The sequence below is a fragment of the Candidatus Njordibacter sp. Uisw_056 genome (assembly GCF_047730085.1).
Lineage (GTDB): Bacteria > Pseudomonadota > Gammaproteobacteria > Pseudomonadales > Balneatricaceae > Njordibacter.
Genome location: NZ_CP159830.1, coordinates 1,328,569 through 1,353,376 on the forward strand (window position 1 = coordinate 1,328,569; position 24,808 = coordinate 1,353,376).

21 protein-coding genes are annotated in these 24,808 nt (G+C 44.0%); 10 read left to right on the top strand and 11 right to left on the bottom strand.

Annotated elements, in window-relative coordinates:
- The first annotated feature begins 85 nt into the window (after positions 1 to 85).
- Together ABXT60_RS06470 and ABXT60_RS06475 are read left to right on the top strand one after the other, a co-directional pair.
- Positions 86 to 1,306 carry an argininosuccinate synthase gene (locus ABXT60_RS06470; protein WP_443631917.1) on the top strand — a complete coding sequence of 407 codons (1,221 nt, stop codon included), beginning with the start codon at positions 86 to 88 and terminating at the stop codon, positions 1,304 to 1,306.
- Positions 1,307 to 1,466: 160 nt separating this feature from the next.
- Entirely contained in the window at positions 1,467 to 1,667 is a 201-nt protein-coding gene (locus ABXT60_RS06475; protein ID WP_443631918.1) for a hypothetical protein, read from the top strand.
- 156 nt (positions 1,668 to 1,823) lie between these two features.
- Here ABXT60_RS06475 and ABXT60_RS06480 read toward each other — a convergent pair whose 3' ends face one another.
- Complete coding sequence (locus ABXT60_RS06480) at positions 1,824 to 3,224, bottom strand: DEAD/DEAH box helicase (RefSeq protein WP_443631919.1); 1,401 nt, start codon at positions 3,222 to 3,224, stop codon at positions 1,824 to 1,826.
- Positions 3,225 to 3,396: 172 nt separating this feature from the next.
- Here ABXT60_RS06480 and ABXT60_RS06485 point away from each other — a divergent pair, with 172 nt between their 5' ends.
- Complete coding sequence (locus tag ABXT60_RS06485) at positions 3,397 to 6,354, top strand: FAD-binding and (Fe-S)-binding domain-containing protein (protein WP_443631920.1); 2,958 nt, start codon at positions 3,397 to 3,399, stop codon at positions 6,352 to 6,354.
- Here ABXT60_RS06485 and ABXT60_RS06490 read toward each other — a convergent pair.
- From ABXT60_RS06490 to rsxA, 8 genes are all read right to left on the bottom strand, one after another.
- On the bottom strand, positions 6,335 to 9,034 hold the full coding sequence (locus ABXT60_RS06490) for an intermembrane phospholipid transport protein YdbH family protein (RefSeq protein ID WP_443631921.1): 2,700 nt from the start codon (positions 9,032 to 9,034) through the stop codon (positions 6,335 to 6,337). The genes ABXT60_RS06485 and ABXT60_RS06490 overlap by 20 nt on opposite strands.
- A gap of 87 nt (positions 9,035 to 9,121) precedes the next feature.
- Positions 9,122 to 9,757 (bottom strand): endonuclease III, encoded by a 636-nt coding sequence (gene nth, locus ABXT60_RS06495; RefSeq protein WP_443631922.1) that lies wholly within the window; start codon positions 9,755 to 9,757, stop codon positions 9,122 to 9,124.
- A gap of 22 nt (positions 9,758 to 9,779) precedes the next feature.
- Positions 9,780 to 10,490 carry an electron transport complex subunit E gene (locus ABXT60_RS06500; RefSeq protein ID WP_443631923.1) on the bottom strand — a complete coding sequence of 237 codons (711 nt, stop codon included), beginning with the start codon at positions 10,488 to 10,490 and terminating at the stop codon, positions 9,780 to 9,782.
- A 1-nt stretch (position 10,491) separates the two neighbouring features.
- Positions 10,492 to 11,139: an electron transport complex subunit RsxG gene (rsxG, locus tag ABXT60_RS06505; protein WP_443631924.1), complete on the bottom strand. Its 648-nt coding sequence runs from the start codon at positions 11,137 to 11,139 to the stop codon at positions 10,492 to 10,494.
- Positions 11,139 to 12,173, bottom strand: coding sequence for an RnfABCDGE type electron transport complex subunit D (locus tag ABXT60_RS06510; protein ID WP_443631925.1), 1,035 nt, complete (start codon positions 12,171 to 12,173; stop codon positions 11,139 to 11,141). The genes rsxG and ABXT60_RS06510 overlap by 1 nt, the downstream gene beginning before the upstream one ends.
- Positions 12,174 to 12,175: 2 nt before the next feature.
- Positions 12,176 to 14,137: an electron transport complex subunit RsxC gene (gene rsxC, locus ABXT60_RS06515; protein ID WP_443631926.1), complete on the bottom strand. Its 1,962-nt coding sequence runs from the start codon at positions 14,135 to 14,137 to the stop codon at positions 12,176 to 12,178.
- Positions 14,130 to 14,720: an electron transport complex subunit RsxB gene (gene rsxB, locus ABXT60_RS06520; protein WP_443631927.1), complete on the bottom strand. Its 591-nt coding sequence runs from the start codon at positions 14,718 to 14,720 to the stop codon at positions 14,130 to 14,132. Before rsxB ends, rsxC begins: the two co-directional genes overlap by 8 nt.
- On the bottom strand, positions 14,721 to 15,302 hold the full coding sequence (gene rsxA, locus ABXT60_RS06525; protein ID WP_046483849.1) for an electron transport complex subunit RsxA: 582 nt from the start codon (positions 15,300 to 15,302) through the stop codon (positions 14,721 to 14,723).
- A 233-nt stretch (positions 15,303 to 15,535) separates the two neighbouring features.
- Here rsxA and ABXT60_RS06530 point away from each other — a divergent pair, with 233 nt between their 5' ends.
- Together ABXT60_RS06530 and ABXT60_RS06535 are read left to right on the top strand one after the other, a co-directional pair.
- The gene (locus ABXT60_RS06530) at positions 15,536 to 17,206 is read left to right on the top strand and encodes a nitrite/sulfite reductase (RefSeq protein ID WP_443631928.1); all 1,671 of its coding nucleotides are present in this window, start codon (positions 15,536 to 15,538) and stop codon (positions 17,204 to 17,206) included.
- The gene (locus ABXT60_RS06535; RefSeq protein ID WP_443631929.1) at positions 17,178 to 17,603 is read left to right on the top strand and encodes a DUF934 domain-containing protein; all 426 of its coding nucleotides are present in this window, start codon (positions 17,178 to 17,180) and stop codon (positions 17,601 to 17,603) included. The genes ABXT60_RS06530 and ABXT60_RS06535 overlap by 29 nt, the downstream gene beginning before the upstream one ends.
- 72 nt (positions 17,604 to 17,675) lie before the next feature.
- Here ABXT60_RS06535 and ABXT60_RS06540 read toward each other — a convergent pair whose 3' ends face one another.
- Positions 17,676 to 17,885: a cold-shock protein gene (locus ABXT60_RS06540; RefSeq protein ID WP_443631930.1), complete on the bottom strand. Its 210-nt coding sequence runs from the start codon at positions 17,883 to 17,885 to the stop codon at positions 17,676 to 17,678.
- A 224-nt stretch (positions 17,886 to 18,109) separates the two neighbouring features.
- Between ABXT60_RS06540 and ABXT60_RS06545 the strand changes: the two genes are divergently transcribed.
- Positions 18,110 to 18,733, top strand: coding sequence for a LysE family translocator (locus ABXT60_RS06545; protein ID WP_443631931.1), 624 nt, complete (start codon positions 18,110 to 18,112; stop codon positions 18,731 to 18,733).
- On the opposite strand, the gene ABXT60_RS06550 is transcribed toward ABXT60_RS06545, so the two are convergent.
- Positions 18,722 to 19,591 carry a LysR substrate-binding domain-containing protein gene (locus ABXT60_RS06550; protein ID WP_443631932.1) on the bottom strand — a complete coding sequence of 290 codons (870 nt, stop codon included), beginning with the start codon at positions 19,589 to 19,591 and terminating at the stop codon, positions 18,722 to 18,724. The two genes, ABXT60_RS06545 and ABXT60_RS06550, sit on opposite strands and share 12 nt — an antisense overlap.
- A 119-nt stretch (positions 19,592 to 19,710) precedes the next feature.
- Here ABXT60_RS06550 and ABXT60_RS06555 point away from each other — a divergent pair, with 119 nt between their 5' ends.
- The 4 genes from ABXT60_RS06555 to ABXT60_RS06570 all read left to right on the top strand — a co-directional run bounded on the left by ABXT60_RS06555 (position 19,711) and on the right by ABXT60_RS06570 (position 24,802).
- Positions 19,711 to 20,607, top strand: coding sequence for a LysR substrate-binding domain-containing protein (locus ABXT60_RS06555; RefSeq protein WP_443631933.1), 897 nt, complete (start codon positions 19,711 to 19,713; stop codon positions 20,605 to 20,607).
- Positions 20,608 to 20,720: 113 nt separating this feature from the next.
- Positions 20,721 to 21,926, top strand: coding sequence for an aromatic ring-hydroxylating oxygenase subunit alpha (locus ABXT60_RS06560; protein ID WP_443631934.1), 1,206 nt, complete (start codon positions 20,721 to 20,723; stop codon positions 21,924 to 21,926).
- Positions 21,927 to 21,930: 4 nt separating this feature from the next.
- The gene (locus ABXT60_RS06565; protein ID WP_443631935.1) at positions 21,931 to 23,376 is read left to right on the top strand and encodes an aldehyde dehydrogenase family protein; all 1,446 of its coding nucleotides are present in this window, start codon (positions 21,931 to 21,933) and stop codon (positions 23,374 to 23,376) included.
- A 10-nt stretch (positions 23,377 to 23,386) separates the two neighbouring features.
- Positions 23,387 to 24,802: an FAD-dependent oxidoreductase gene (locus tag ABXT60_RS06570; RefSeq protein WP_443631936.1), complete on the top strand. Its 1,416-nt coding sequence runs from the start codon at positions 23,387 to 23,389 to the stop codon at positions 24,800 to 24,802.
- Positions 24,803 to 24,808 lie beyond the last annotated feature (6 nt).

Genomic DNA, 24,808 nt, shown 5'->3' on the forward strand with positions numbered 1-24,808 from the left:
TGACAATTGCTGTGCTATTACAAGCTTCCATGTATAATTTAGTTGCATGATCGCTCCCTATATATGTTACAGGAATCCCACTGCTATGGCAGACATCAAGAAAGTAGTACTAGCCTATTCTGGTGGCTTAGACACGTCGGTTATTGTGAAATGGTTGCAAGAAACCTATCACTGCGAAGTAGTCACATTTACCGCTGACTTAGGTCAGGGCGAAGAAGTTGAGCCTGCTCGAGCTAAAGCTAAAGCCTTGGGTGTTAAAGAAATATATATTGAGGACTTGCGAGAAGAGTTTGTGCGAGACTTTGTTTTTCCTATGTTTCGAGCTAATGCAGTATATGAAGGTGAATACCTCTTAGGTACGTCTATCGCCCGTCCATTAATCGCTAAACGGCTGATTGAAATTGCCAACCTAACGGGAGCTGATGCGATCTCTCACGGTGCTACTGGCAAAGGTAACGATCAAGTACGTTTCGAATTGGGGGCTTATGCTCTTAAGCCAGGTGTAGAGGTTATTGCTCCTTGGCGCGAGTGGGATTTGAGTTCTCGTGAGAGTTTAATGGATTACTGTGAAAAAAATGATATTCCAGTAGACTTCAAAAATAAGAAAAGCTCACCTTACTCAATGGACGCGAATTTATTACACATTTCCTATGAAAGTGGCATGTTAGAAGACCCTTGGCATCCATCTGATGAAGACATGTGGCGTTGGACCGTGTCTCCAGAAGCAGCGCCTGACGAAGCCACCTACATTGAATTGGATTACCAAAAAGGCGATATTGTTGCCATTAATGGTGAACCTATGAGCCCTGCAACCATTTTAACGGAGCTCAACCGTGTTGCAGGCGCAAATGGTATTGGGCGCTTAGATATCGTTGAAAACCGTTATGTTGGCATGAAGGCTCGGGGCTGCTATGAAACGCCAGGTGGCACCGTAATGCTAAAGGCTCACCGTGCCATCGAATCGATCACTATGGATCGAGAAGCGGCGCATCTTAAAGACGAAATTATGCCAAGGTATGCTAAGTTAGTTTATAACGGCTATTGGTGGTCGGAAGAACGTCAAATGCTGCAAGCGCTTATCAATCGTTCTCAAGAATATGTCAACGGTACGGTTAAACTGAAGCTCTACAAGGGTAACGTGGATGTTGTAGGTCGTAAGTCTGAGGATAGTCTTTTTGATGCCGCAATGGCGACAATGGAGGATGATGCCGGCGCTTATAACCAGCAAGATGCTGCTGGCTTTATCAAGTTAAATGCATTGCGGATGCGAATTGAAGCTAGCAAAGGCCGTGATTTACTTAAGTGATGGTTAATAAGAGTTAAACAACAAAAAGCCAAGATAGTGTTTGGCTTTTTGTTGCTTAAACGTTAATAATCAGAAAGATCCATTATTTCTCCACTATTGGTGCAATCTTTATCCATCTTCCCAGTCCTTAATAGGTGGGGATGATAACAAGGAGCTACCAATGCAGTGTTTCATTCCGTTTTCCGAGGAAGTTTTAGAGCAGCACCCTGAGCTACTGGCCAGTGGGTTGGTACCTTTCCGCGAAGAATATTTACACTACACTATGGAATATCTAGTTGTGTCCCCAGATCAAGCAGAGAATTTGGCGACAACGGGCTTCTCACTGAAAGAAAATGCTCATCAAAAGGTTAAAGCCATATAAAGGTGAACTTTTAACTAAAGCGTTGGTCTCAGTTATACATCTAGTAAAAACCCGTGCCCTATACAGGTTATCGCTTCCCCTTCGGTAGCTTGTATAGGGCATTTTTTTGAGCTTTTTTTAAGGCTTACTTGATAATATAAGCAACGACTGCACTATCTAGCGAGCAGGGCGTTTGGTCGGGCCTTTGCTGCGGCCAGCTTTATTTTTATCCCAAGGGCTATTAGAAGATGGCTTGTTGGACGAGTTGTTATCGCTGTTTACTGTTGGCTTTGGCGCTCTTCTTTGGTTGCTGTTAGCTAGCGGTGACTTAACCTTAGGTTTCCGCTGATTAGGTGCATTTTGAGTGACGTCTTGATTCCGTAACTTAGGTTTTTTTGGCTTCTTATTGCTTGGTGGGCGAATATCACGGGACTCAGGTACAGCATGGCTTGGTTCATAGCCCTCAATGTATTCACGCTCAATATGGTTCTGGATTAAGTACTCAATTGCTTCTAAATATTCAATTTCATCAGCACACACAAGAGAAATGGCTTCACCCGTTTGGCTGGCACGGCCAGTTCTGCCAATGCGGTGGACATAATCTTCAGCAACGTTGGGTAAGTCATAGTTAACAACCTGAGGCAGTTGCTCAATGTCTAATCCGCGTGCTGCAATATCGGTGGCAACCAACACCTTTACCTCACCTGCTTTAAACTGCGCTAGAGCACGTGTGCGAGCACCTTGGCTCTTATTGCCATGGATGGCATCGGCACTGATACCACCACCTACAAGCCATTTAGCTAGCTTGTTGCAACCGTGTTTGGTGCGGCAAAATACTAACACTTGGGTCCAGTTGTTAGTCACAATAAGCTCTTGAAGAAGCGCGGGCTTTTGCTTTTTATCGACTGGGCACATCCATTGTTTTACGCTAGCGGCCGTGGTGTTGGCTGGGCTCACACTAATTTCTTCTGGGTTGTTCATCAAGCCCTTGGCGAGGCTGCGAATTTCATCAGCAAAGGTGGCGGAAAACATTAAATTTTGGCGTTTTTTAGGTAAAAAAGACATAATCTTTTTTAGATCATTAATAAAACCCATGTCCAACATACGGTCAGCTTCGTCAAGAATAAGTACTTCTAAGTCATCAAATCTAACTGCTTTTTGGTTGTATAGATCTAGTAAGCGGCCAGGCGTGGCCACAAGTACGTCTGCGCCACGGCGCAAGCGCATCATCTGGGGGTTAATTTTAACGCCACCAAAAACGACAGCAGATGTTAATGGCAGATCTGTGCCATAGGTAGACACACTTTCGGCTACCTGAGCGGCTAATTCACGAGTGGGCGTGAGTACCAATGCACGTACTTGGTTTGCTCTGGCGCGCTTGCCAGGTGCAAGGTTTTGTAATAAGGGCAAAGTAAAGGCTGCAGTTTTGCCTGTACCCGTTTGAGCGGCTGCCATCACGTCTTTACCTGCTAAAATGGCAGGGATAGCCTTCTCTTGGATTGGGCTTGGAACGTTATAACCTTTGCTCTCTATGGCAGTTAATAGGCGTGGTTCAAGACCAAGTTTGGCAAATGACATGGGGTATCTCTGTAATAGGCGGTATTAAGGCGCTGGAGCATACAGGTAATAGGGTAAAAACGCCATTTAAAGAGCATTTTTAGCCTGTCTTTTACAATTGGCTAATGGGCAAGTTAAGCCAATTACGTTACACTTATACCGATAAATTTAATCTATTGAGACACCCTTAAAGATGCCTAGACAACAGTTTTTGATTGAGCCAAAAAAGCAATTTGTAAACTTTCTTAATAGCCTCCATCAAAGTAACTTTGCAGGTGACATCTCACCTAATCAGGCAGATAGACTGATTGCATCTACAGACAATAGTGTTTATCAGTTATTGCCACAGGGTGTGCTTTACCCAAAACATGAAGCCGATTTAAAAGCTATTTTGACTCTCGCTGCCCAAAAAGAATTTAATGATATTTATTTTTCTCCTCGTGGCGGTGGTACCGGCACTAATGGGCAATCTTTAACTGATGGCCTAGTGATAGACTGTTCTCGACACTTGACCCATATACTCGATATTGATTTAGCTGCAGGTTGGGTCAAGGTGCAAGGCGGTGTTGTTCGCGACCAGTTAAACGATTACTTGCGTCCTATGGGTGTATTTTTTGCGCCTACACTGTCAACCAGTAATAGGGCAACACTTGGGGGAATGGCTAATACCGATGCGTGTGGTCAAGGTTCTCGGATTTATGGCCGCACCAGTAACCATGTTCTAGCATTAAATCTTATTCTGGCAAATGGCCAACAGGTGACTACCCAGGCCCTCTCCATTGAAGCCTTGCGCTTAAAAATTGAATCAGGTGGACAGGAAGCCCAGCTTTATCGACAAGTGAGTGATCTAGTAATACAAAAGCAGGCAGAGATTAATGCTCGCTTTCCTAAATTGAATCGTTTTATGACAGGCTATAATTTGGCCCACATACAAAGTGACGATGCTTTCGATTTAAGTAAGCTGATTTGCGGCTCAGAGGGGACCTTGGCCCTTGTCTCTGAGCTAACTCTTAAGTTAACGCCAATTCCCCGTGCGAAAGAATTATTAGTGCTGAGTTACCAATCCTTTGACGCAGCGCTGCGCGATGCCAATGTGCTGGTGCAACATAACCCAGACGCTATAGAAACCATTGACGACACTATTTTAAATTTAGCCAAACAAGATATCATTTGGTCCCAAGTATCTAATTACTTGGATAAGGGCAGTACCGATCATTTAGCAGCAATCAACTTAGTTGAATTTGGTGGTATGGATGCTGTTGAACTTGCAACTAAACTGGATACTATTTGTGAAGAGTTAGTGGAAACAGGAGCTAGCTTTGAACGTATTTCCAACCCCCAAGGCATTGCAAGCCTTTGGGAGTTGCGTAAAAAAGGTGTTGGGTTGTTGGGTAATCTTGCAGGTTTAAGACGACCTATTTCTTTTGTAGAAGATACTGCAGTACCGCCAGAAAACTTAGCTGACTATATCCTTGAGTTTAGACATTTGCTTGATGAAATGGGAGTGACCTATGGTATGTATGGTCACGTAGACGCTGGCTGCCTGCATGTAAGGCCAGCGCTGAACATGCGTGATCCAGAGGACGCACTTAAACTAAGGGTTATTTCGGATGCAGTACAAGGCTTAGTTCAAAAATACCAAGGTGTAATGTGGGGTGAGCATGGCAAAGGGTTTAGAAGTGAATACACTGAAGAAACCATAGGCGCAGAGCTTTACCAAGACATGCGTCGCATAAAAACATGGTTTGACCCCTACGACCAACTTAACCCTGGAAAAATATGCAGACCATTGGGATCAGAAAAATCAACTGTTAAGGTTGATGATCCCAGAACCAGGGGGTCCCAAGATCGCCAGATGGGTGAACATATCGTTGAACAGTGGCAACCTGTTGTTGCTTGTAATGGCAATGGTGCTTGTTTTAACTATCAACCTGAATCGGCTATGTGCCCCTCCTACAAAGCGACTAAAGATCGTGTTCAATCGCCTAAGGGCAGGGCAAGCTTGCTACGGGAATGGTTACGACAAGAGTCTCAGGGAGGTGCTGACCCCGAGTTAGAACATCAGGTTTATCAATCTATGCAAAGCTGTTTGGCTTGCAAAGCATGCACTACAGCGTGTCCTATTAAAGTCGATATCCCTACTTATCGAAGTCGTTTTTTGCAACACTATTACAATCGCCATAGAAGGCCTTTGGGTGATTATGCCGTCGGTCTGGTAGAATATTTTGGACTCTATACGAGTAAGGCCGCTTGGCTTAGTAATGCACTAACTCAACTGCAGCCGAGTCAGTGGTTAATCAAGAAGGTTTTTGGTCTGGTAAATATGCCTCAAGTTCATGGGTATAGTATCAACCAATTAGCTCGTATTGATGGTGTTGATATGTGGCATATAGATAAGTTTTCAGGCTTGTCTAAATTAGATAAGCTACGTCACCCTGTTATAGTGCAAGACGTATTCAGTAGTTGTTATGATTTACCACAAATGGAAGGGATTTTGTCTTGTCTGGTCAATATGGGATTCTCCCCCCTTGTTATGCCAATGATGCCTTCGGGTAAGCCCCTTTATGTTAAAGGATTCTTAAAAGCGTTTGATCGACAAGCCAGTAGGGTGCTTAAACAGTTAACCACTGTCATGGATCAGGGCTTTGAATTAATTGCCGTTGATCCAAGTGTGGGTCTAACCTATCGTGATGAGTATCGGCAAAGGTTTGGTGTCAAAGAAGTTCCCCAGGTGCTGTTACTCCAAGAGTGGTTAACCAATCATTTACAGGAGTTAAAGGTGCCAAATAGATCGAATAACACGAAGCAAGTGGCCACTTTGCTGGGGCACTGCTCAGAAAATGCCTTAGTCACGAATAGCTTAGATTCTTGGCGTAATATTTTTGCGAAATTTTCGGTAGATCTCGCTACACCTGCCGTAGGCTGTTGTGGAATGGCAGGCACATTTGGTCATGAGGCAAAGCATCAAGTGATATCTGCTAAACTCTACCAAATGAGTTGGCATAAGCCAGCAGAAGAAGCACTAATCAACACGGGTACCGTATTGGCAACAGGTTATTCATGTCGCAGTCAAATACATCAAAAAACGGGTGCTAGCCCACAGCATCCGCTCAACTACCTTAATCAATTATTTAATCAAGTTGAGGATTAAGTGTTAGGCTAAAATCAACTTTATTACCTTCTTCAAACTGCTTATTTGAGCCAACAAAACGGGTTAATAATTGCAGTTCATTATCATCATTATGAGTGAGTTTTGCTGAAAGGTTTTGGAATTCAAACTCGCTAAGAATTTCTTGTAGATAGGCGGCTTTATCTGAAGTGTCTGGATCGTCATTACCCTTATATTGAATAGTGCCTACTTTGCTGGTGGATAGGTTTGCGTTGGCCACCCCCCATGTCTGATGAGATCCAGGGGTTAAATCTATCGTTATATTTACCCCACCCGAAACTTCTCCCGTTGCAGTTAGTGATGGAATCTTCGCTAACTCTACCAGGCGGCCCAATGGGATGTCCTGTAAGGTAATGGGTAAGGTGTTCAAGCGTTCTGTGAGTATTGAAACCGCTGTTCCCACAGCGCGACCTCCTAACCAACCTGCATTAATGCGTTCTATTTGATACCGCATGCCCGACCAGCCTTCAGTACTAAACGTTACTTCTGAGTTGAGCAGACTTTTGCCTTTGTCAGGAGCCCAGCTGACGTAATTCGCTTTAACCTGGTGTTGGCCTGAAGTTGTGCCATTAATGATGCCGCTTTGCTTATCTTTGCTGCGGTTACGACTATAGTTAAATTCACTTTGGCCTGTTAAACCTTTAATGTTTAGGTGGGTGCTGCGGGCATCTACCTTGGAGTAATTGATTTTTTGAATGGCTACTAACTGTTTCGAGTTCCAGCGCCAATCTGCTTCATAATTTGCTAATCCAGAGGTGACGTTAACCAATAGCGGAGCTGGCAGCCCGGAAGCATTTTCAAGTTGTTTAAGTTGAGGCATTAATGGCGGTAAATTTACTTTCTCTACTTTTACCAATAATTGGTGATCTGCGTTATCAGCATGCCAGGTATATTGGCCATTCAAAGAGCTGATATAAGGTGGAAGTTGAGATGTAAAGTTGACATTAAGTTGTCCGTCAAGCCAGCTTAATTGACCCTTAGAGAGTGCTTGAAAAGCTGGCCAATTAGGCAGGTTTACAGACGTAGGACGAAGTTCAAACGAACCCTCAATGGGTCTGTTAGTTAGTAAGGTTGACCCCTCACCAAGGTGTATTTCAAGACCTTGGCTAGGAATGGACTCTGGCCTTAAATAAACAGAAGCCTTTGACCAGGTCCAATAGTCTTGATCTGGTAGGTACGCAAGGTTAATGCCTTGGTCATTAGTGAGGTTAAGTTTGTCGCTAGCAAACAGTTGAACTGTGCCAGCTTCACGGCGGCTTACCACTTGTGTTGCTGAGATTTTACTATTGGGCTGAACCTTAAACTGCCATTGTTTGGGATCAAAATCAAACGCTACATTACTCAAAAACTGGAGTTGGCGCAAATCAATGGGGAGCTGCGCCATCCAGGGGTTAGCATCAGTTTGTGCAAGGTAGTAACCACTTAAATTGGCAACGCCCTGCCAATGGTTGAGGGCGTGTACCTGAAGTTGTGATAACTGGCCAAAGACTTGGTACACTGAGTGGGTATTTTCTAATGTGGCATTAATATCGCCATGCAAGCGCAGGCCTGTCTTTGACCCCATTAAATCTGTTTTTTTCAAGCTTTCAATGACCACTGGGCTAGCTGCACTAAACGTTAGTTGTGCTTGCTCCAGGCGCAGTGATTGGTACAAATTGGGATCTATTTTTGTATGATTCCAAGCAGGGGACACTCGCACCATGCTGCCTTCGTTAATACGCCATTGTGGTGCATTATTAGGCTCTAGTGTTTGGGTTAGGCTTGCGTCAACGTAAAGTTCTTTCACATTAGGATTACTAGCAGCCATTTGTATTTGGCTTTGCAGCTGGCCTTGGGCTTGGCTTAACCAACTCTCAAAATTGACATAATTATCCTTACCAGCGCCAGTGGGTAAGGTGATTTTCCAGTGGCTGTTAAGCTTGCCTTGGTTAATAGTAGTTTGTACTAGATCAAGGGGTAATAAGTCTATTAACAATTTCTGGGTATAGGCTAGGTTAACTGCGCCTTGGCCCTGCCAAACGTAACCTGTGCTTTGGCGCTTCATGCCTGAGGTGAGCTTTGCTACAGGGGCACTATTTTGCGTTGCAAATAACTTCGCTTCTACTTGATCATCTATGCCTAAGGTGGCATCTAGGTATAGTTGCTGTTGGAGCGGCGTCGAAATTTTGCTTAAAATACTTAAGCCCTCAGTTTGATTTCTTAATTGCCCAGATAATGCAAACTGTTGCCCTTGAGCAGCGAGATTTAAGTTAAATTTGGCAACAGTAAATTTTGGCCAAGCAGATAACCATTGGCTCGGTAACAATGCGATGCTGGGTATTAGAGACAGATGCTTTGGGTCTGTTTGAATCACGCTTTTCGCCACACCAATATCTAACTGAGGCCATTGCCTAGCTTTTATTGATTGCCATGTATAGTTTAAGGATACGTCAGTAAGGGAGGTAACATAGGTACCAGCACCCCCCTCTTGGCGCCAACTTACCTGCTTTATGTGCCAGTTGTCATGAGTTGGGTATGCAACAGTTAATTCAATGTCTTGCCACTGGTAGGGTTTGAGTAGCGCCGTTGCAAGAATAGGCACCCATAGAGGAATAGCTGCATAGCAAAGCAGTACAATTGCAATAATAGGTAGCAGTGCATAACGGAACAAAAGCCTGAGCATAGGTCGCAGTCTTAGAATGGGTTTATGATAAATAGACGATAAGTATGGTTCAGTTTTGGGCAAATGCCAAGTTGTGATTATAAAAAATTAATCTGACGTTTTTTGTTTAAATTCGCAAAGGTCTTCTATGGTACAAGCACCGCAACGTGGTTTTCTGGCAATACAAACATACCGCCCATGAAGTATCATCCAATGATGAGCATCCAACAAGTACTCCTTAGGCACAAACTTCATTAGCTTTTTTTCCACCTCAACTACATCTTTGCCAGGCGCCACACGGGTGCGGTTAGACCAACGGAAAATATGTGTATCAACCGCCATGGCAATTTGCCTAAAAGCAGTGTTAAGAACCACGTTGGCTGTTTTTCTGCCAACTCCAGGTAAGGCCTCTAGGGCCTCTCTAGAGTCTGGTACCACACCATTATGTTGTGACACTAGTAAATTGGCAGCCTGAATGACATGGTTAGCTTTGCTGTTGTAAAGACCAATGGTTTTAATGTGATGCTTTAAACCTTCTAAACCAAGGTCGAGCATACCTTGAGGTGTATTAGCGACTTTAAACAAATGATTAGTCGCCTTATTAACGCTCACATCTGTTGCTTGGGCAGAGAGCGCAACGGCTACCAAAAGTTCATAATGACTACTAAAGTTTAGCTCAGTCTCTGGATGAGGGTTATCTGCTTTTAGCCTGGCAAAAATTTCTTCACGTTTAGCTTTGTTCATTACTGCACCTGAGGTTTATGCGTTAAGCGATGGTTCCTGTTACCCGCACCCGCTTGCTGCCTGCTTCATTAAGGGGATGAGCTTTAAGTTGCTGAATTTTTTGGTATTGATCAAAGGTATTTTTTGCAGCAATGATTAATCCCATACCAACAAATGCACCCGGTGGCAGCACAGCAAATAAGAAACCTCTATAGTCATCAATAATAACTAAAGTCCAGTTTTGCGCCATTGGCCCGAGTAATAAGTGCATATCTGCAAACAAGGTTCCTTGACCCAGAAATTCACGCATTGCACCCAGTAGAATAAGTACCGCGCCAAACCCAAGGCCCATACTTAAACCGTCTAGCACAGCCAAATGTGGAGGGTTCTTTCGAGCATAGGCATCCGCTCTGCCTAAAATGGCACAGTTAGTCACGATCAATGGAATAAAAATACCAAGTATCTGATACAGCTCATACGTTAAAGCTTGCATGGTGAGCTCTGCAATGGTCACTAGGGCAGCAATGATCATGACAAACACGGGTAAGCGAATATCGTCGGCCACACGGTTACGAATTAACGAGACCAGTAAGTTTGACCCAACTAACACAAGTAGTGTGGCAAACCCTAAGCCTAAAGCGTTAACTACACTGCCCGTGACTGCTAACAGTGGGCACAGGCCTAATAACTGCACCAGCGCTGGGTTGTTGTTCCACAGACCATCCATCACTAGTTTTGTTTGCTCTGTAGCCATGTTAATTCTCCTTTGCAACGGAATAAAGCACGCTTTGCTGACGTTGATGATACAGCAGGCCTTGATGTACAGCGTTGACTACTGCGCGAGGGGTAATTGTCGCCCCCGTAAAACCGTCAAACACCCCCCCATCTTTAGTCACAGCCCAATCAGCTGCTGGAGTATTGGCGAGCGACTTACCATTAAAACTGTCAATCCATAATGATTTTTTACGGTCTACCTTATCGCCTAACCCAGGTGTTTCCTTGTGTTCTATGGTGCGCACTCCTTGTATTGAACCGTATTGATCTATGCCCACTAATAGGGAAATATCACCACTGTAGCCATCCTTAGCAACGACAGGCAGTACTATTGCCTGAGTGATTCCAGATCTAATTGCAGCATAACCAACGGCCTCTGGCTCAAGGTTGAGTGGTGCGTAATCTACTAGTTTTAAAGGAGCAGATAATAAGCTTTGATCATAAAGGTGAGGTGGCATGACAGCTGACAGTGCACGAGCTTTAGCTTCAGCTTTATTGGCAGCAATACTTTCGCTACCCGCAATATAGGTGAGACTGATGGCGGCCGCAGTTATAATTGCAAATAAACCTAAGCTAATGGCACCAGCGCGAATAGACGCCATTAAACTAGTTGGAGCTTTTAAACTCATTACTTATCACCTTGAGAATGAGGTTTTTTAGGTTGGTGTCCATAAGCTTTTGGCTTGGTATAAGTGTCTATTAATGGTGCAGCCAAGTTCATCAATAGTATGGCAAAAGCAAAGGCGTCAGGATAACTTCCATAGCTACGAATTATAAATACTAAAATGCCAACTCCCGCACCGAACACTAGCTTTCCTTTACGACTAGTAGCGCCACTGACAGGGTCGGTGACAATAAAGAAAGCTGATAGCATGGTTGCACCAGTTAATAGGTGTTTAGAGGCACTTGGATAAAGGTCTGGCTCACCCATGTGGAATAGCCCAGCACAAAGCCCTAAACCAGCCAACATAGCCACAGGTGCGTGCCAGGTAAATGCTCTTATAGCTAGCAAAAATAGACCACCTAAAAGATAAGCCACATTAACCCACATGTTTGCTATCAGGCCTAAACCTAGCTGTGGGTTAGTCCTAGCAACTTCATTTAATGTGAGGCCTTTCGTATGGCGCATTAAATCTAGAGGCGTTGCTCTGGTCCAAGCATCAATGCCCCCATCTATATACTCTAACCAAAACCACTGCCACTGTTGACTAAAGCTTAGCGTGGCTTCTGTACCAGCCCACTGAGTCATTGATACAGGAAATGCGATTAAACACAACGCATAACCTACCATGGCAGGATTAAATGGGTTGCTTCCTAAACCGCCATAAAGATGCTTAGCAAAAACGATAGAGAACAAAACAGCTACTAAAGTTAGCCACCAAGGGCTGAACGGAGGTAGTGCCAAGGCTAAAAGAAAGGCAGTTACTAAAGCGCTGCCATCGGTTAGGTAGGGCATAATAGGCCGGCGTCGCAAGCCTAATACTATCGCTTCAAAACCAAGGGAAAGAACACTGGCCCACAATAAGTTGATTAAAGTGCCGTAACCATAAAAGTAACTTTGCACGGCTAAACCCGGAAGAGTAGCCAGCAATACCCAGCCCATTAGGCGAGAAGTTTTACTTAAACCATGGTGATGGGGCGAGGATATATTAACTAAGGCCATGGTTATGATTCCTGAGTCGATGTGGGTTTTTCTTTGGCGTTAGCCTGGTGCTCTTCTAAGGCAAGTCCAGCCGCTTCGTGAATCGCTTTAGCATTAAATATTTCTGCTTCTAACTGCTGCAAATTTTCTGCAGTAGCTAAGGATTTTTCCAATTTACGGACTACTCCATTAGCTTTTGCAACTGCAAGCTGTAAGGTCTTTTCCTTCTCTGGATCAAGGCCCAGTTTCACTTCATAAGCGTGTAACTCAGCTGCAGCTGCAGCTGCTTTGGTGGTAAGCGCTATAACAGTTTGTTGTAACTCCTGCGCTTGCTCATGGTCTTGGGCTTGAGCATTAGTTAGAGCTTTGCGGGTCTTATTAAGTTTAGTTCGAGTGATAGCTGCAGCAGTTTTAAGCTCTTTATACTCATCTTCAGTGCTTTTTTGCGTTGCAGCATTAGTCTTGGCTTGCTTTTTTAAGTTCACTCGCGCCAACGCAGCAGCAACTGGGTCTTCCGCGGAAGGGTTGGCTGCACGTTTTGCCGCTTGGGCTGCAGCAGCAGTTAGGGCTCTAGCTTTACGCTTTTCTTCTTTAGCTAATTTTTCATCAACTAAACGTTGCTCACGGTTTTCAAAACGAAGGCGTGAAACTTCAGCCAATTGGGCCTCACTGTTAATGGTCTTTAATCGGCCCTTAGCGTAACGATAATACTGAACTAAGGGGATTTGACTAGGACAAACCCATGCACAAGCACCACATTCTATACAATCAGATAAGTTATGATCCTGGGCCTTTTCAAACTCTTCAGCCTTAGCAAACCAAAATAACTGTTGCGGCAACAGCTGAGCTGGACATGCGACTTCACATTGACCACAGCGTATACATGCATGATGGTCAGCTACTGGCGCTAGCTCTAAGTCAGCCGCAGCTAGGATACAGTTACTACTTTTTATGATCGGTGTGTGAGTATCTTGTATCGTGAATCCCATCATTGGACCGCCCATGACTAAACGAGACGTTTTAGCAAGATCAACCTTGGCAAAGGCTAATATGTCTGCAACTTGGGTGCCTAAAAGCACCTCATAATTACCTGCATTAGCTGCAGCTTTTCCAGTGACCGTAGTAATGCGATTAATTAGTGGCCGTCCTAAAATAATGGCATCAAAAATAGCTTTAACAGTGCCTACGTTTTGGCACACCATGCCAATATCGGCAGGGATACCTCCATGGGGAACTTGTTTCCCTGTAAGTATTTCAATGAGCTGCTTTTCACCGCCAGAGGGGTACTTAGTTGGAATAACACAGACTTCAATGTTGGTGTGTTGGTCAGCAGCATAGGTGAGTGCAGCGACCGCTTCTGGTTTGTTGTCTTCGATACCAATGAGGCAATGAGGCTGATCAATGAGTTGCTGTACTAATTGGATGCCAGCAATAATTTGAGCGGCGTATTCACGCATCAAGCGGTCATCAGCAGTAATATATGGTTCACACTCCGCACCATTGATAACAAGAGTATGAATGTTGATCTTCGGTTGTAACTTAACTGCACTCGGAAAGCCGGCACCGCCCATGCCAGTAATGCCTGCTGCTTGTATTAGGTTTAGCAGGTCGGGCTTAGAAAGTGATTCGGGGTTAGCTGTGGGGCTTAGTGTGGCCCACTGATCTTTACCATCAGTATCGATGACGATACACGGGCCTGATAAAGCAGACTGGTGAGGCAAAGTTCGGTCTGCTATGGCGCTCACATGACCAGAGCTTGGTGCATGAACATTAGCACTGACGAAACCCTGGGCACACGCAATAAGCTGTCCTTTAAGAACATAGTCACCAGTTTCAACTATGGCTTTTGCCACTTTGCCAATATGTTGGCTTAGGTGCATTGTCAATTGTGCGGGTATTGGCATCACGATAATCGGCAGTTGATTAGACTGCGTTTTATTTTCTACCGGATGAACTCCACCGTGAAAGTTCCAGATTTTATGCATGATCAGATTCTCCACGGCTATGGGGCAAGTTACTGGTGGCGATGAGTTGCTCTGGCTGTTGCCAGTGCCAACTTGCAGAAGTGACTTCGACAGGAAGCATGTCGATGCAATCTACTGGACAGGGCTCTAAACACAAATCACAGCCGGTACATTCGTCAACAATAACCGTATGCATCTGTTTAGCGGCGCCAAGAATGGCATCTACAGGACAAGCTTGAATACATTTGGTACAGCCGATGCACTCGTCTTCTCGAATGTATGCAATGGTACGTATTGCCTCACTGCCGTGTTCTGCGTCCAGTGGGATAGCTTCTAAATCTAACAGGTCTGCAAGGGCCTTAATAGTGGTTTCACCACCAGGCGGGCAGCGGTTTATAGCCTCTCCGTTTGCAATGGCTTGGGCATAGGGCTTACAACCTGGGTGACCGCATTGGCCACACTGAGTTTGTGGCAGCAAACTGTCTATTTGATCAACGATGGGGTCTCCATCAACCTTAAAGCGGATCGCAGCAAAGCCTAAAATTGCACCACAAACAATGGCGAGCAAAGCCAGAATGACGATAGCAAGGTAAAGTGTCTGCATTTATATAGCTACCAGACCAGTAAAGCCCATAAAGGCCAGGGACATAATGCCAGCACTAATCATTGCTATAGCCGCACCCTTAAACGGAGCTGGTACATCAGCAACAGTAATTCGTTCTCTCATAGCAGCAAATAAAATGAGTACTAAGGAGAAACCTACAGCTGCACCAAAACCATATAAAATAGACTCTATAAACCCATTGGCTTTTTTAATATTAAGTAAGGCAACACCCAGCACTGCGCAGTTTGTAGTAATTAAAGGTAGAAAAATACCCAGCACTTTGTGCAATAGAGGGCTGGTTTTGTGAACTACCATTTCCGTAAACTGCACTACAAAAGCAATCACTAAAATGAAGCTTATGGTTTGTAAAAACTCTAACCCAAAAGGTTCTAGTAGATATGTATAGGTAAGGTAACTGCACAAAGAAGCAAGAGTGAGTACAAAAGTCGTCGCTAAAGACATACCCATCGCAGTTTCTAAGCGTGAAGAAACGCCCATAAAAGGACAAAGCCCAAGAAACTGAACTAATACAAAGTTATTCACTAACACGGTGCTAACTAGGATGAGTAAATAGTCTACCATTTTGTCTTTAAATCCTTAGTGCCCACAACAGATTGGCAAGGGTAAAATCTAACCAAATTCGTCTAAGCCAATTGTAACGCAAAAAGCTGCCTAAAACGCTACTTCAGAGCATTCATTTTGCAGGATTGTATATTCCATTAAAGTATAAGTAAATCAGTTTTTAGTATTTAGTGTTATAAGTATATTAAGTTATTATAATCCGATAATGCCGTAAAGCCTGCCTAGGACTTATAATGTACGCCTATAACCAATTTGACCAAACACTCGTTGACCAACGGGTGGATCAGTACCGTGATCAAACCCGTCGGTATTTAGCTGGAGAAATTCCAGAAGACGAATTTCGCGTGCTAAGGCTCATGAACGGACTTTATATCCAACGTCTTGCCCCTATGCTTCGTGTGGCAATTCCTTACGGTCTGATGAAAAGCGACCAGTTACGTACATTAGCACAAATTTCACGGACTTATGATAAGGGTTATGGCCACTTTACTACACGTCAAAATATGCAGTTTAATTGGCCCACACTAGAGTCTGTGCCAGACATTTTAGCTGATTTGGCTAAGGTGCAGATGCATGCTATTCAGACTAGTGGTGCCTGCATTCGAAATACCACAACTGACCCGTTTGCTGGCGTGAGTGCTGACGAGATAGAAGACACCCGCCCCTGGTGTGAAATGATCCGCCAGTGGAGTACCCTGCACCCAGAGTTCGCCTACTTACCCCGTAAATTTAAAATTGCAGTATCGGGTTCATCCAGTGACCGCGCAGCTTCTCAGGTTCATGATATTGGTCTACATTTGTATCATAATGAACAGGGTGAAATGGGTTTTGAAGTATTAGTGGGAGGTGGTCTGGGCCGCACACCAGTTATTGGTAAAACGGTACGAAAATTTCTTGAGCCACAAGAACTGCTGTCATACCTAGACGCTGTGCTGAGGGTCTACAACCTTAATGGTCGTCGTGACAATAAATACAAAGCCCGCATCAAAATTTTAGTAAATGCTGTAGGCATTGATGCGTTTGCAGAAATGGTTGAAGCGGAATGGCAGTTTACAAAGGGTAAGGACTTGCGTTTGCCAACGGCAGAAATAGAGCGTGTAAAAGGCTTTTTTAAACCCCCTAATTATTTATCAGTTGAAAATGCTCAAAGTAGCCTAAAAGCTGAAATGGCAGCACACCCCCAGTTTGCTAAGTGGTATAAACAAAATACCCGTGATCACAAGCAACCAGGCTACCGCATTGTGGTAGTGGCTCTTAAAAATCAATTACAAGCCCCTGGCGATGTAAGCCACCAACAAATGGACGGCATAGCCACATTGGCAGACCAGTTTAGCTTTGCAGAGTTGCGCTCAACACACGATCAAAATTTAGTACTAGCCGACGTAGCCCAACGTGATCTATTAAGTCTTTGGTTAAAGTTAACTGACTTGGGTATGGCCCGCGCTAATATAGGCACACTCACAGATATGATTAACTGTCCTGGGCTAGATTTTTGTAGCTTAGCCAATGCAGAAACTCTAATTCTGTCTCGCCAAATTAATGAAACCTTTGACGACATGGATTATCAGTATGAGCTTGGTGAAATTCAGCTAAAAATTTCTGGTTGTATCAATGCCTGTGGCCACCACCATGTTGGCCACATTGGTATTTTAGGTGTCGAGAAAGGTGGCAAGCAAGTTTACCAGTTTACTCTTGGGGGTTCTGCTTCTAACGATGCAAGTTTGGGTAAAACCCTTGGGCGCTCTATAGATCAAGATCAAGTAGTCGTGGTGATTGGGCAAATATTAGACGTTTACGTACAGCAGCGAAAAACGGATGAAACATTTTTACAAACTGTGCGCCGCATTGGTTTTGCACCATTTAAGGAGCGTGTTTATGGCACTCATCAAAGATCAGCAGCTTAGCCTTAGCCATGCTGCAACACCGCACATTAGGTTCGCCGATTGGCTTGATGATGACCTAGTGATAAGTGATGCTGTACTAACCAACGGTGCGGATGATTTAGCGTGCTTGCTAGCCAATGCCAATAAGTTATCTGTTATTGCAATTGAATTTGAAACCTTCGCCGACGGTCGTGGTTTTAGCATGGCCAGAATGCTGCGTCGAGACGGCTACCAAGGCGAAATTCGTGCAGTAGGGGATGTGGCCATGGATCGCATTGAGTTTATGACCCGAGTAGGTTTCAACGCCTTTGAGTTGCGAGAAGACCAAGACGCATTGCAAGCGCTAGCTAAATTAGGTGAAGTTTCAGTACACTTTCAACCTAGCGCAGATGGCAAGGGCCCAGCCTATATGAGATAAATATTTACCTGCGTCAGTGCAGGTAAAGCTAATGGGCGTTGGGTCATTCTAGCGGCCTATTTTCTAAAGCCTTTAAACAGGTGAAACGTTAGCAGCTTGCAATCCTTTTTCACCATCAGTAATAGTGAATCGTACCTGTTGGCCTTGTTCTAGGCTTTTGTAGCCTTCTTTTATTATTGCGCTAAAGTGAACAAATACATCTGCACCATCAGGCTGCTCTAAAAAGCCAAATCCTTTGGTATTATTGAAAAACTTTACCGTTCCTGTGATGAATTCTGACATAGGTAGGTATCCCTTAAAATGATTTCTGAAAAGCTGACACATACGTGTTTTATGTGTGCGTATCGGGGTAAATTTTTAACCAATAACTCATAAAAATTGGTCATTTATTGGCCAAAATATTAACGTTATTGATTAAATGCGTCAATCTTAAATAGTGTCATAGTCTGTTAAAAATGAGGTAATATGTCGCGTCTAGATTTATTATTTAGTTAGCGGGTGGGCACATGACATTGGAATTTTCTTTAGCCTACTTTGTGGCTGTATTTATATTCTCTATCACCCCTGGGCCAGGTGTTTTTGCACTGATTGCTAAAGCCTTAAAAAATGGGGGACATGGCTGTTGGGGATTGGCACTAGGCATGACGGTGAGCGATATTGTGTATTTATTATTGGTCGTTTGGGGGCTTGCTTACATTGCTAGTGAATATCAAATTATCTTTACGCTAATTCGCTGGTGCGGTGCCGCCTACCTATTTTATTTGTCTTGGCAGGTTTGGCACGCTCCTATCGACCTTAGCATAGTAGACCTTACCCCAATTCGTAATAAGGCTGCCGGGTTTATGCTAAGTTTTGCCGAAGGGATGTTGATTTCAGCTACCAACCCCAAGGTAATGCTATTTTATATTGCATTTTTACCTACTTTTGTAGATTTAACCCTGCTAACCACTCAAGGTGTTGTACTCGTTGTTGGGCTAAACTTTATTGCCTTAATGTTGGGGTTATTACTGATTGCCTACAGTGCAAGTAAGGCTCGAAAACTGTTCAGTCAAAATAGCGCAGTAAAGCGTTTAAACCAAGTTATAGCAGGTCTTATGGCAACTGCAGGGCTGCTTATCTTAACTCGCTGATTGCTCTAGGCCAGCATAAAGGTATTCATAAAGGCGCTTAGTAGCATCTGTTTGGTTACCTTTGTCATGCTTGAATACCAGTTTCACATGGCCCAATAGAGGGTTATTGTGTATTTGCAGATGGCTTTGTAACCCATCAGGCACAGTGCTGCGGGCTAGGGCACTAATGCCTAGGCCAGCTTCTATAGCAGCTTGAATGCCCAATAAACTAGATGAGCTATAAGCAATACGCCAGGCGATGCCAGCGGCATTGAGCTTACTAATGATTTGTTGGCGGTAGCGGCAACCACTGGGGTAAACAACCAAAGGTACGGGTTGGTCTTCGGGCCAGTCAAAGTGACCGTTGGTAACCCAAACGATGGTTTCATAAAATTCATCACCCAAACTAATGGGTAGTGTTTCTGCTAGGCTATCTGTGGCCAAAACTAGGTCATAGTGCCCTTGTTGAAAATCTTTTAACAACGTCACACTTAAGTCACAGTTCACTTCCAGAGTAACTTCCGGGTGGGCTTGGCCAAACTGGCTCAGTAGTCGCGGCAAAAATGACACTTCAAAATCATTGGGTATGCCTAAACGTACTTGTCCAGAAATTCTACTTTTGGCTAAGCGAGTTACTGCGCTATCGTTGATGTCTAACAGTCGTCTGGCGAAACCAAGTAGCACTTCACCCTCTTCTGTTACTTCAAGACCGTTATTTCTTTGAAATACTGTGATGTCTAGCAGTTCTTCTAGACGCTTTACTTGCAAACTTATGGCGGGTTGAGAGCGCCCTAAAAATGTGCCAGCTACGGTAAAGCCTCCAAGATCTACAATGGTGACAAAGGTGCGTAAAAGTTCTGTGGGGATATTTTTCATCATTAAATTATAAAACAAATTAATGTTGAATAAAAAGTTATTAAAATAATTAATCCATTGAGGTTTAATAAATACCAAAGTGACGTCATACTCTAATAGCGGATAACAAATGAGTTTTAGTCATGCCATTGAACATAAAATCTTTACCTCCTCTAAATGCTCTAGTTGCCTTTGATGTGGCTGCAACGAGTGCAAGTTTTACTCAAGCTGCAGCTAAACTGTTTGTAACACAAGGTGCAATAAGTCGCCAAATATGTAGTTTAGAGAAAAGTCTGGGTATTGATTTATTTGATCGCAAAAAACGTCAAGTGCGCTTGACTGCGGCTGGCCGTGAGTACCATCAGCACATCGCTAATGCCTTAAGTGAGATATCAATGGCAACGTTTGCGATTAAAAACCCAGTGCAAACCAAACAAATTACTATTGCTGCTAGTCATGCTGTTGCCTCCTTGTGGCTTATGCCACGCATCACCGAGTACCTGCGTGCGTATCCAGATACTGATATACGCTTGTTAGTAGCCGATAACGTGCTAGAGGTGGACGCAGCTGACTTTGACTGCAACATCCGTTTTAGTGCAGTTGAGCCTATTGCCTATAGGGTCGATCACCTTTTTTCACAACGTGTGTTTGTGGTATCCAGCCCAGAATTTTTAGCCCAACATAAGTCGCTCTCTCCAAGGGATTTACTAGCCACAAGGCAGCTAGTGTTGGATAACCCGACCATTGGTTGGTTTAACTGGCCAGACTGGTTTAAGGGCATGGATATGTTGCCAGTAGTGCCGCAACATAAAGTGATTTTTAGTCATTACAATATGTTGATTCAAGCAGCTCAACAAGGCCAAGGTGTCGCACTGGCATGGGATCATTTATTGTCTGATTATTTGGCAACAGGTAGCTTAGTTAAGGCTTTTGACCAAACTTTGGATACCGAAGCTAGCTTCTATCTTATGACGTCTGTGATGGGTAGCAAGAAGCAAGCTTTAGATAATTTTCGCTTGTGGTTAATGAATAATTTATAAGTTAATCTATGAGTTTATTTCATGAAATGAATGATAAATAATCGTTTGTTGCTGTCTCTGGTTTCAGGCATTGTGGTTATATAATTTGCCTTACGTCAACTTAAGGACCACCAATGAACGCCTATGACCTTATCCCTATCACAAGTCTAGAAAAAGCCATGCTTCCGATTGGAGAAGCCAGTGGCCTGCCCAGCCCCTTATACAACGACCCAGACATGTTTGCTCACGAACGTGATCTTTTACTAGGTAAAACATGGGCGGGCGTTGGTTTTGCTGGAGATATGCCACAGCTAGGCTATGTCAAGCCAGTTTCTTTTATGGGGTTACCACTGGTAATTATCCGTGATAATGACAATATTATCCGCGTGTTCCATAACGTCTGTAGCCATCGTGGTATGTTATTAATCAATAAAGAAGGGCCTATTAAGGGGAGTATCCGCTGCCCTTATCACTCATGGACCTATGATCTAACTGGTCAGCTAAAAGGCACCCCCCACATCGGTGGGTTAGGGGTACACAAAGTAAATAGCTTGGTATACGACAGGCATGGTTTAAAGGAAGTGGCTAGCGCGGTTTGGTTTGATATTGTGTTTGTAAATCTAGATGGCAGTGCGAACTCTTTTGAAGAGTTTATTGCACCCATTGTGGAGCGTTGGCAACCATTCATGGGAGATACTGGCTATAGCCGGATGCGTAGAGAAATACCCAGCGAAGGACAAACCCAAGGTGAGTTCACCTTAAAAGTGGCATGTAATTGGAAGCTAGCTGTAGAAAATTATTGTGAAAGCTACCATTTGCCATGGATACATCCAAACCTAAATGTTTATTCACGCATTCAAGATCATTACCATATAATGTTTGCCAATGAGTTTGCTGGCCAGGGTACTATGGTTTATAACCTAGCTGATTCTGCAGGGACACGTTTGCCAGTGTTCCCCGAATGGCAACAAAACCGTATGAAAGAAGCCGAATACATTACCGTATTCCCCAATGTATTGCTGGGTATCCAAGCCGACCACACCTTTGCAATTGTGTTAGAGCCAGTAGCTAATAATCAAACTGTTGAGCACTTAAGGTTAATGTACGTGGGTGATGAGGCTATTACACCTGAATATAAAGGCTGCAGAGATGCTACTTTATCAGCGTGGAAGGAAGTTTTTCAAGAAGACGTCATGGTGGTGGAAGGCATGCAGCTTGGTAGATCGTCGCCTGGCTTTAACGGAGGTCAATTCTCCCCAGTGTTAGACAACCCTACCCACTACTTTCACAAATGGGCAGCGAAACACTTAATTGAAAGCATACAAACAACCGGAGTTTAAAGCTATGAATCAGCGTCAACAGGGCATTACCCATAGTACCAATTTTATTAATGGCGAATGGGTAGATAGCGATGAGCGTATAAAGGTAGAAAACCCAGCCAACGGTATGTTGGTAGGCACTATTGCGCGTGCTATGCCGACCCATGTAGATCAGGCAGTAAGCGCAGCCCGGCAATGTCATAATGATCGCCTCATAGCAGGTATGGCTCCCTATCAACGCATGCAATTACTCCATGCTATTGCTGAGCAAATTAGAACCTTAGCTAAACGCGGTGGCAAGCTTTTGTGTTTGGAGAATGGTAAACCATTAAGTGCAGCAGAGTGGGAATTTGAGGAAGCAGCACGTTACTTTGAATACTACGCTGGTATGGCAGACAAAATTGAAGGTCAATCTATTCCCTTGGGTGAAGGGCTAGTAGACTTTACTGAGTACGAGCCATTTGGTGTTTCAGCTCAAATCATTCCATGGAATTTTCCAGTGTCCCTAGTGGCTAGGTCCTTAGCACCTGCTTTAGCAGCAGGTAATAGTGTGGTAATAAAGTCACCTGAGTTAACGCCCTTGGCAGTAGCCTTGTTAGGAGAGGCTATGGTTAATGCAAAGGTGCCGCCAGGGGGGGTGAATATTTTGTGTGGTTATGGCCATGACACTGGTGTGGCATTAGCAGCCCATAGTGATATTGACCAAATCGTCTTTACAGGGTCTGTTGCAACGGGGCAGTCTATTATGAAGGCTGCGGTAGAGCATGTTGTGCCATGTGTTATGGAATTAGGTGGCAAGTCTGCTGGTGTTGTTTTTGCAGATGCCAATTTAGACCAAGTTATTTCCAGCGCTGATGTGGGTAATTTATTTAACTCAGGGCAGGTATGTTCTGCCATGTCACGTCTTATTGTGCATGAGAGCGTTTATGAAGAGGTAAAACAGCGTTTAGTTGCCTGTTTCTCAACTAAGTCTATAGGAGCTGGTATGGATGAAGCTGATGTCACTCCCATACTTACCAACATTCAGCTTGATAAAATTGCAGGCATGTGTGCGCGGGCAAAAGAACAGGGTGCACATTGTTTAGTGGGAGGTATGCCGTTGGACCAAGCGGGTTATTTTATGCCCCCAACTCTTATAGAAGCCGATGCCAACACAGAAATAGCGCAACAAGAAGTGTTTGGGCCAGTACTGGTGTTAATGAAATTCAATACGCCTCAAGAAGCTTATGATATAGCCAACGGCACCGATTTTGGTTTGGTAGCTGGGGTATTTACTCAGAATTTGAGTTTAGCGTTGCGGGCTAGTCGTGCGTTAGTTGCTGGCCAGGTTTTTGTTAATGAATGGTTTGCTGGCGGTATTAGCACTCCTTTTGGCGGTGTGGGAAAATCTGGGTTTGGGCGTGAAAAAGGTCAAGAAGCTTTGTATAATTATGTCCGTACTAAAAACATAGCAATTCGTTTAACACCCTAGAGAATTTTGTATGTCTTCTGCTGAGCAATCTGTGCCTTATAAAAAATGGCTTTGTATTATTTGTGGTTTTATCTATGACGAAGCCATAGGCTGGCCTCATGATGGTATAGAGGCTGGAACTCGTTGGGACGATGTGCCTGATGATTGGTTATGCCCTGACTGCCTGGTAGGCAAAGAAGATTTTGAAATGATTGAATTGCCTCCAGAACCGATCCAATCAGGCGCAAATACAACTGCAGCAGCATCAGTATTGTCAGCTTTAGATAAGCCTCAAGGCCCTATTGTTATTGTAGGGTCAGGCTATGCTGGCTATAATCTTGCCGAAGCTATTCGCAAGCTTGATGCGCAGGTAGAGGTAGTTGTATTAACCCAAGATGCAGGTAAACACTATTCCAAACCCGCTTTATCAACCGGCTTAACAATGCAGCAAACAGCCGAAAGTTTGGTGATAGAACTGCCGCTAGATCGAGCGAATCGTTTGAATATTCGTATTGTTACCCAGTGTACTGTTGAGCGCATAGACCCCCAATCTAAACAATTATTTACTGATATCGGCCAGCAACCCTATGGCCAGTTGGTCTTAGCTCAGGGAGCGCAAGCAATTAAAATACCCTTTGAAGGTGATGCTAGCGCAGATGTTGTTAGTGTTAACAGCCTACAAGACTATCACCACTATAGGAACTTGCTAGAAGATAAACAGCGCGTATTGTTGATCGGAAATGGATTAATTGGTTGTGAATTTGCTAATGATCTGGCTGCCGTCGGTAAAAAAGTGAACCTTGTAGGGCTTACCTCTTGGCCTATGGATCGTTTGTTGCCAGAAGCTGTGGGTAAGAAACTACAGGATTCATTATCTGAGATAGGGGTGAGTTGGTGGTTGGATAATGAGGTTAAGACTGTCAATTATATTGACCCAACACACCCACAGGCTGGTTACTCGGTGACACTAAAAACAGGTGATGTTTTAGAGATAGACGTCATTGTTTCGGCGGTTGGCCTAAAAGCGCGTACCAAACTTGCAATCAATAATGGAATTACCTGCGGTGTGGGTATCAAAACTGACGCTCGTTTAATGACCAACATGCCTCACGTTTATGCCTTAGGAGACTGCATTGAGTTTGACGGCCAGTTGCAACCGTATATTGCGCCGATTTACTGGGGTATCCAAGCTTTATCACAAACCCTTACTGGTGTATTTACCGAGGTAAGTTATCCACAAATGACCGTAGTGGTTAAGACGCCAGTTTGCCCGATTACTATACTGCCGCCTCCTATAGGTCTCCTTGGCCAATGGCAGGTACGGCATAGTAAAAAGGGCATGATCGCTCGATTTAATAACCTGGAAGGTAAAGTATGTGGTTTTGTTTTACAGGGTGATCAAGTAGATCAGCGAACGCAGTTGTTGGACGAGATGATAAGCAACTAATGAGAC

What these genes read in the sequence shown, in the direction of transcription:
- ABXT60_RS06470 (WP_443631917.1), top strand. Translation starts at nt 86, where the DNA reads ATGGCAGACATCAAGAAAGTAGTACTAGCCTATTCTGGTGGCTTAGAC.
- ABXT60_RS06475 (WP_443631918.1), top strand. Translation starts at nt 1,467, where the DNA reads ATGCAGTGTTTCATTCCGTTTTCCGAGGAAGTTTTAGAGCAGCACCCT.
- ABXT60_RS06480 (WP_443631919.1), bottom strand. Translation starts at nt 3,224, where the DNA reads ATGTCATTTGCCAAACTTGGTCTTGAACCACGCCTATTAACTGCCATA.
- ABXT60_RS06485 (WP_443631920.1), top strand. Translation starts at nt 3,397, where the DNA reads ATGCCTAGACAACAGTTTTTGATTGAGCCAAAAAAGCAATTTGTAAAC.
- ABXT60_RS06490 (WP_443631921.1), bottom strand. Translation starts at nt 9,034, where the DNA reads ATGCTCAGGCTTTTGTTCCGTTATGCACTGCTACCTATTATTGCAATT.
- nth (WP_443631922.1), bottom strand. Translation starts at nt 9,757, where the DNA reads ATGAACAAAGCTAAACGTGAAGAAATTTTTGCCAGGCTAAAAGCAGAT.
- ABXT60_RS06500 (WP_443631923.1), bottom strand. Translation starts at nt 10,490, where the DNA reads ATGGCTACAGAGCAAACAAAACTAGTGATGGATGGTCTGTGGAACAAC.
- rsxG (WP_443631924.1), bottom strand. Translation starts at nt 11,139, where the DNA reads ATGAGTTTAAAAGCTCCAACTAGTTTAATGGCGTCTATTCGCGCTGGT.
- ABXT60_RS06510 (WP_443631925.1), bottom strand. Translation starts at nt 12,173, where the DNA reads ATGGCCTTAGTTAATATATCCTCGCCCCATCACCATGGTTTAAGTAAA.
- rsxC (WP_443631926.1), bottom strand. Translation starts at nt 14,137, where the DNA reads ATGCATAAAATCTGGAACTTTCACGGTGGAGTTCATCCGGTAGAAAAT.
- rsxB (WP_443631927.1), bottom strand. Translation starts at nt 14,720, where the DNA reads ATGCAGACACTTTACCTTGCTATCGTCATTCTGGCTTTGCTCGCCATT.
- rsxA (WP_046483849.1), bottom strand. Translation starts at nt 15,302, where the DNA reads ATGGTAGACTATTTACTCATCCTAGTTAGCACCGTGTTAGTGAATAAC.
- ABXT60_RS06530 (WP_443631928.1), top strand. Translation starts at nt 15,536, where the DNA reads ATGTACGCCTATAACCAATTTGACCAAACACTCGTTGACCAACGGGTG.
- ABXT60_RS06535 (WP_443631929.1), top strand. Translation starts at nt 17,178, where the DNA reads ATGGCACTCATCAAAGATCAGCAGCTTAGCCTTAGCCATGCTGCAACA.
- ABXT60_RS06540 (WP_443631930.1), bottom strand. Translation starts at nt 17,885, where the DNA reads ATGTCAGAATTCATCACAGGAACGGTAAAGTTTTTCAATAATACCAAA.
- ABXT60_RS06545 (WP_443631931.1), top strand. Translation starts at nt 18,110, where the DNA reads ATGACATTGGAATTTTCTTTAGCCTACTTTGTGGCTGTATTTATATTC.
- ABXT60_RS06550 (WP_443631932.1), bottom strand. Translation starts at nt 19,591, where the DNA reads ATGATGAAAAATATCCCCACAGAACTTTTACGCACCTTTGTCACCATT.
- ABXT60_RS06555 (WP_443631933.1), top strand. Translation starts at nt 19,711, where the DNA reads ATGCCATTGAACATAAAATCTTTACCTCCTCTAAATGCTCTAGTTGCC.
- ABXT60_RS06560 (WP_443631934.1), top strand. Translation starts at nt 20,721, where the DNA reads ATGAACGCCTATGACCTTATCCCTATCACAAGTCTAGAAAAAGCCATG.
- ABXT60_RS06565 (WP_443631935.1), top strand. Translation starts at nt 21,931, where the DNA reads ATGAATCAGCGTCAACAGGGCATTACCCATAGTACCAATTTTATTAAT.
- ABXT60_RS06570 (WP_443631936.1), top strand. Translation starts at nt 23,387, where the DNA reads ATGTCTTCTGCTGAGCAATCTGTGCCTTATAAAAAATGGCTTTGTATT.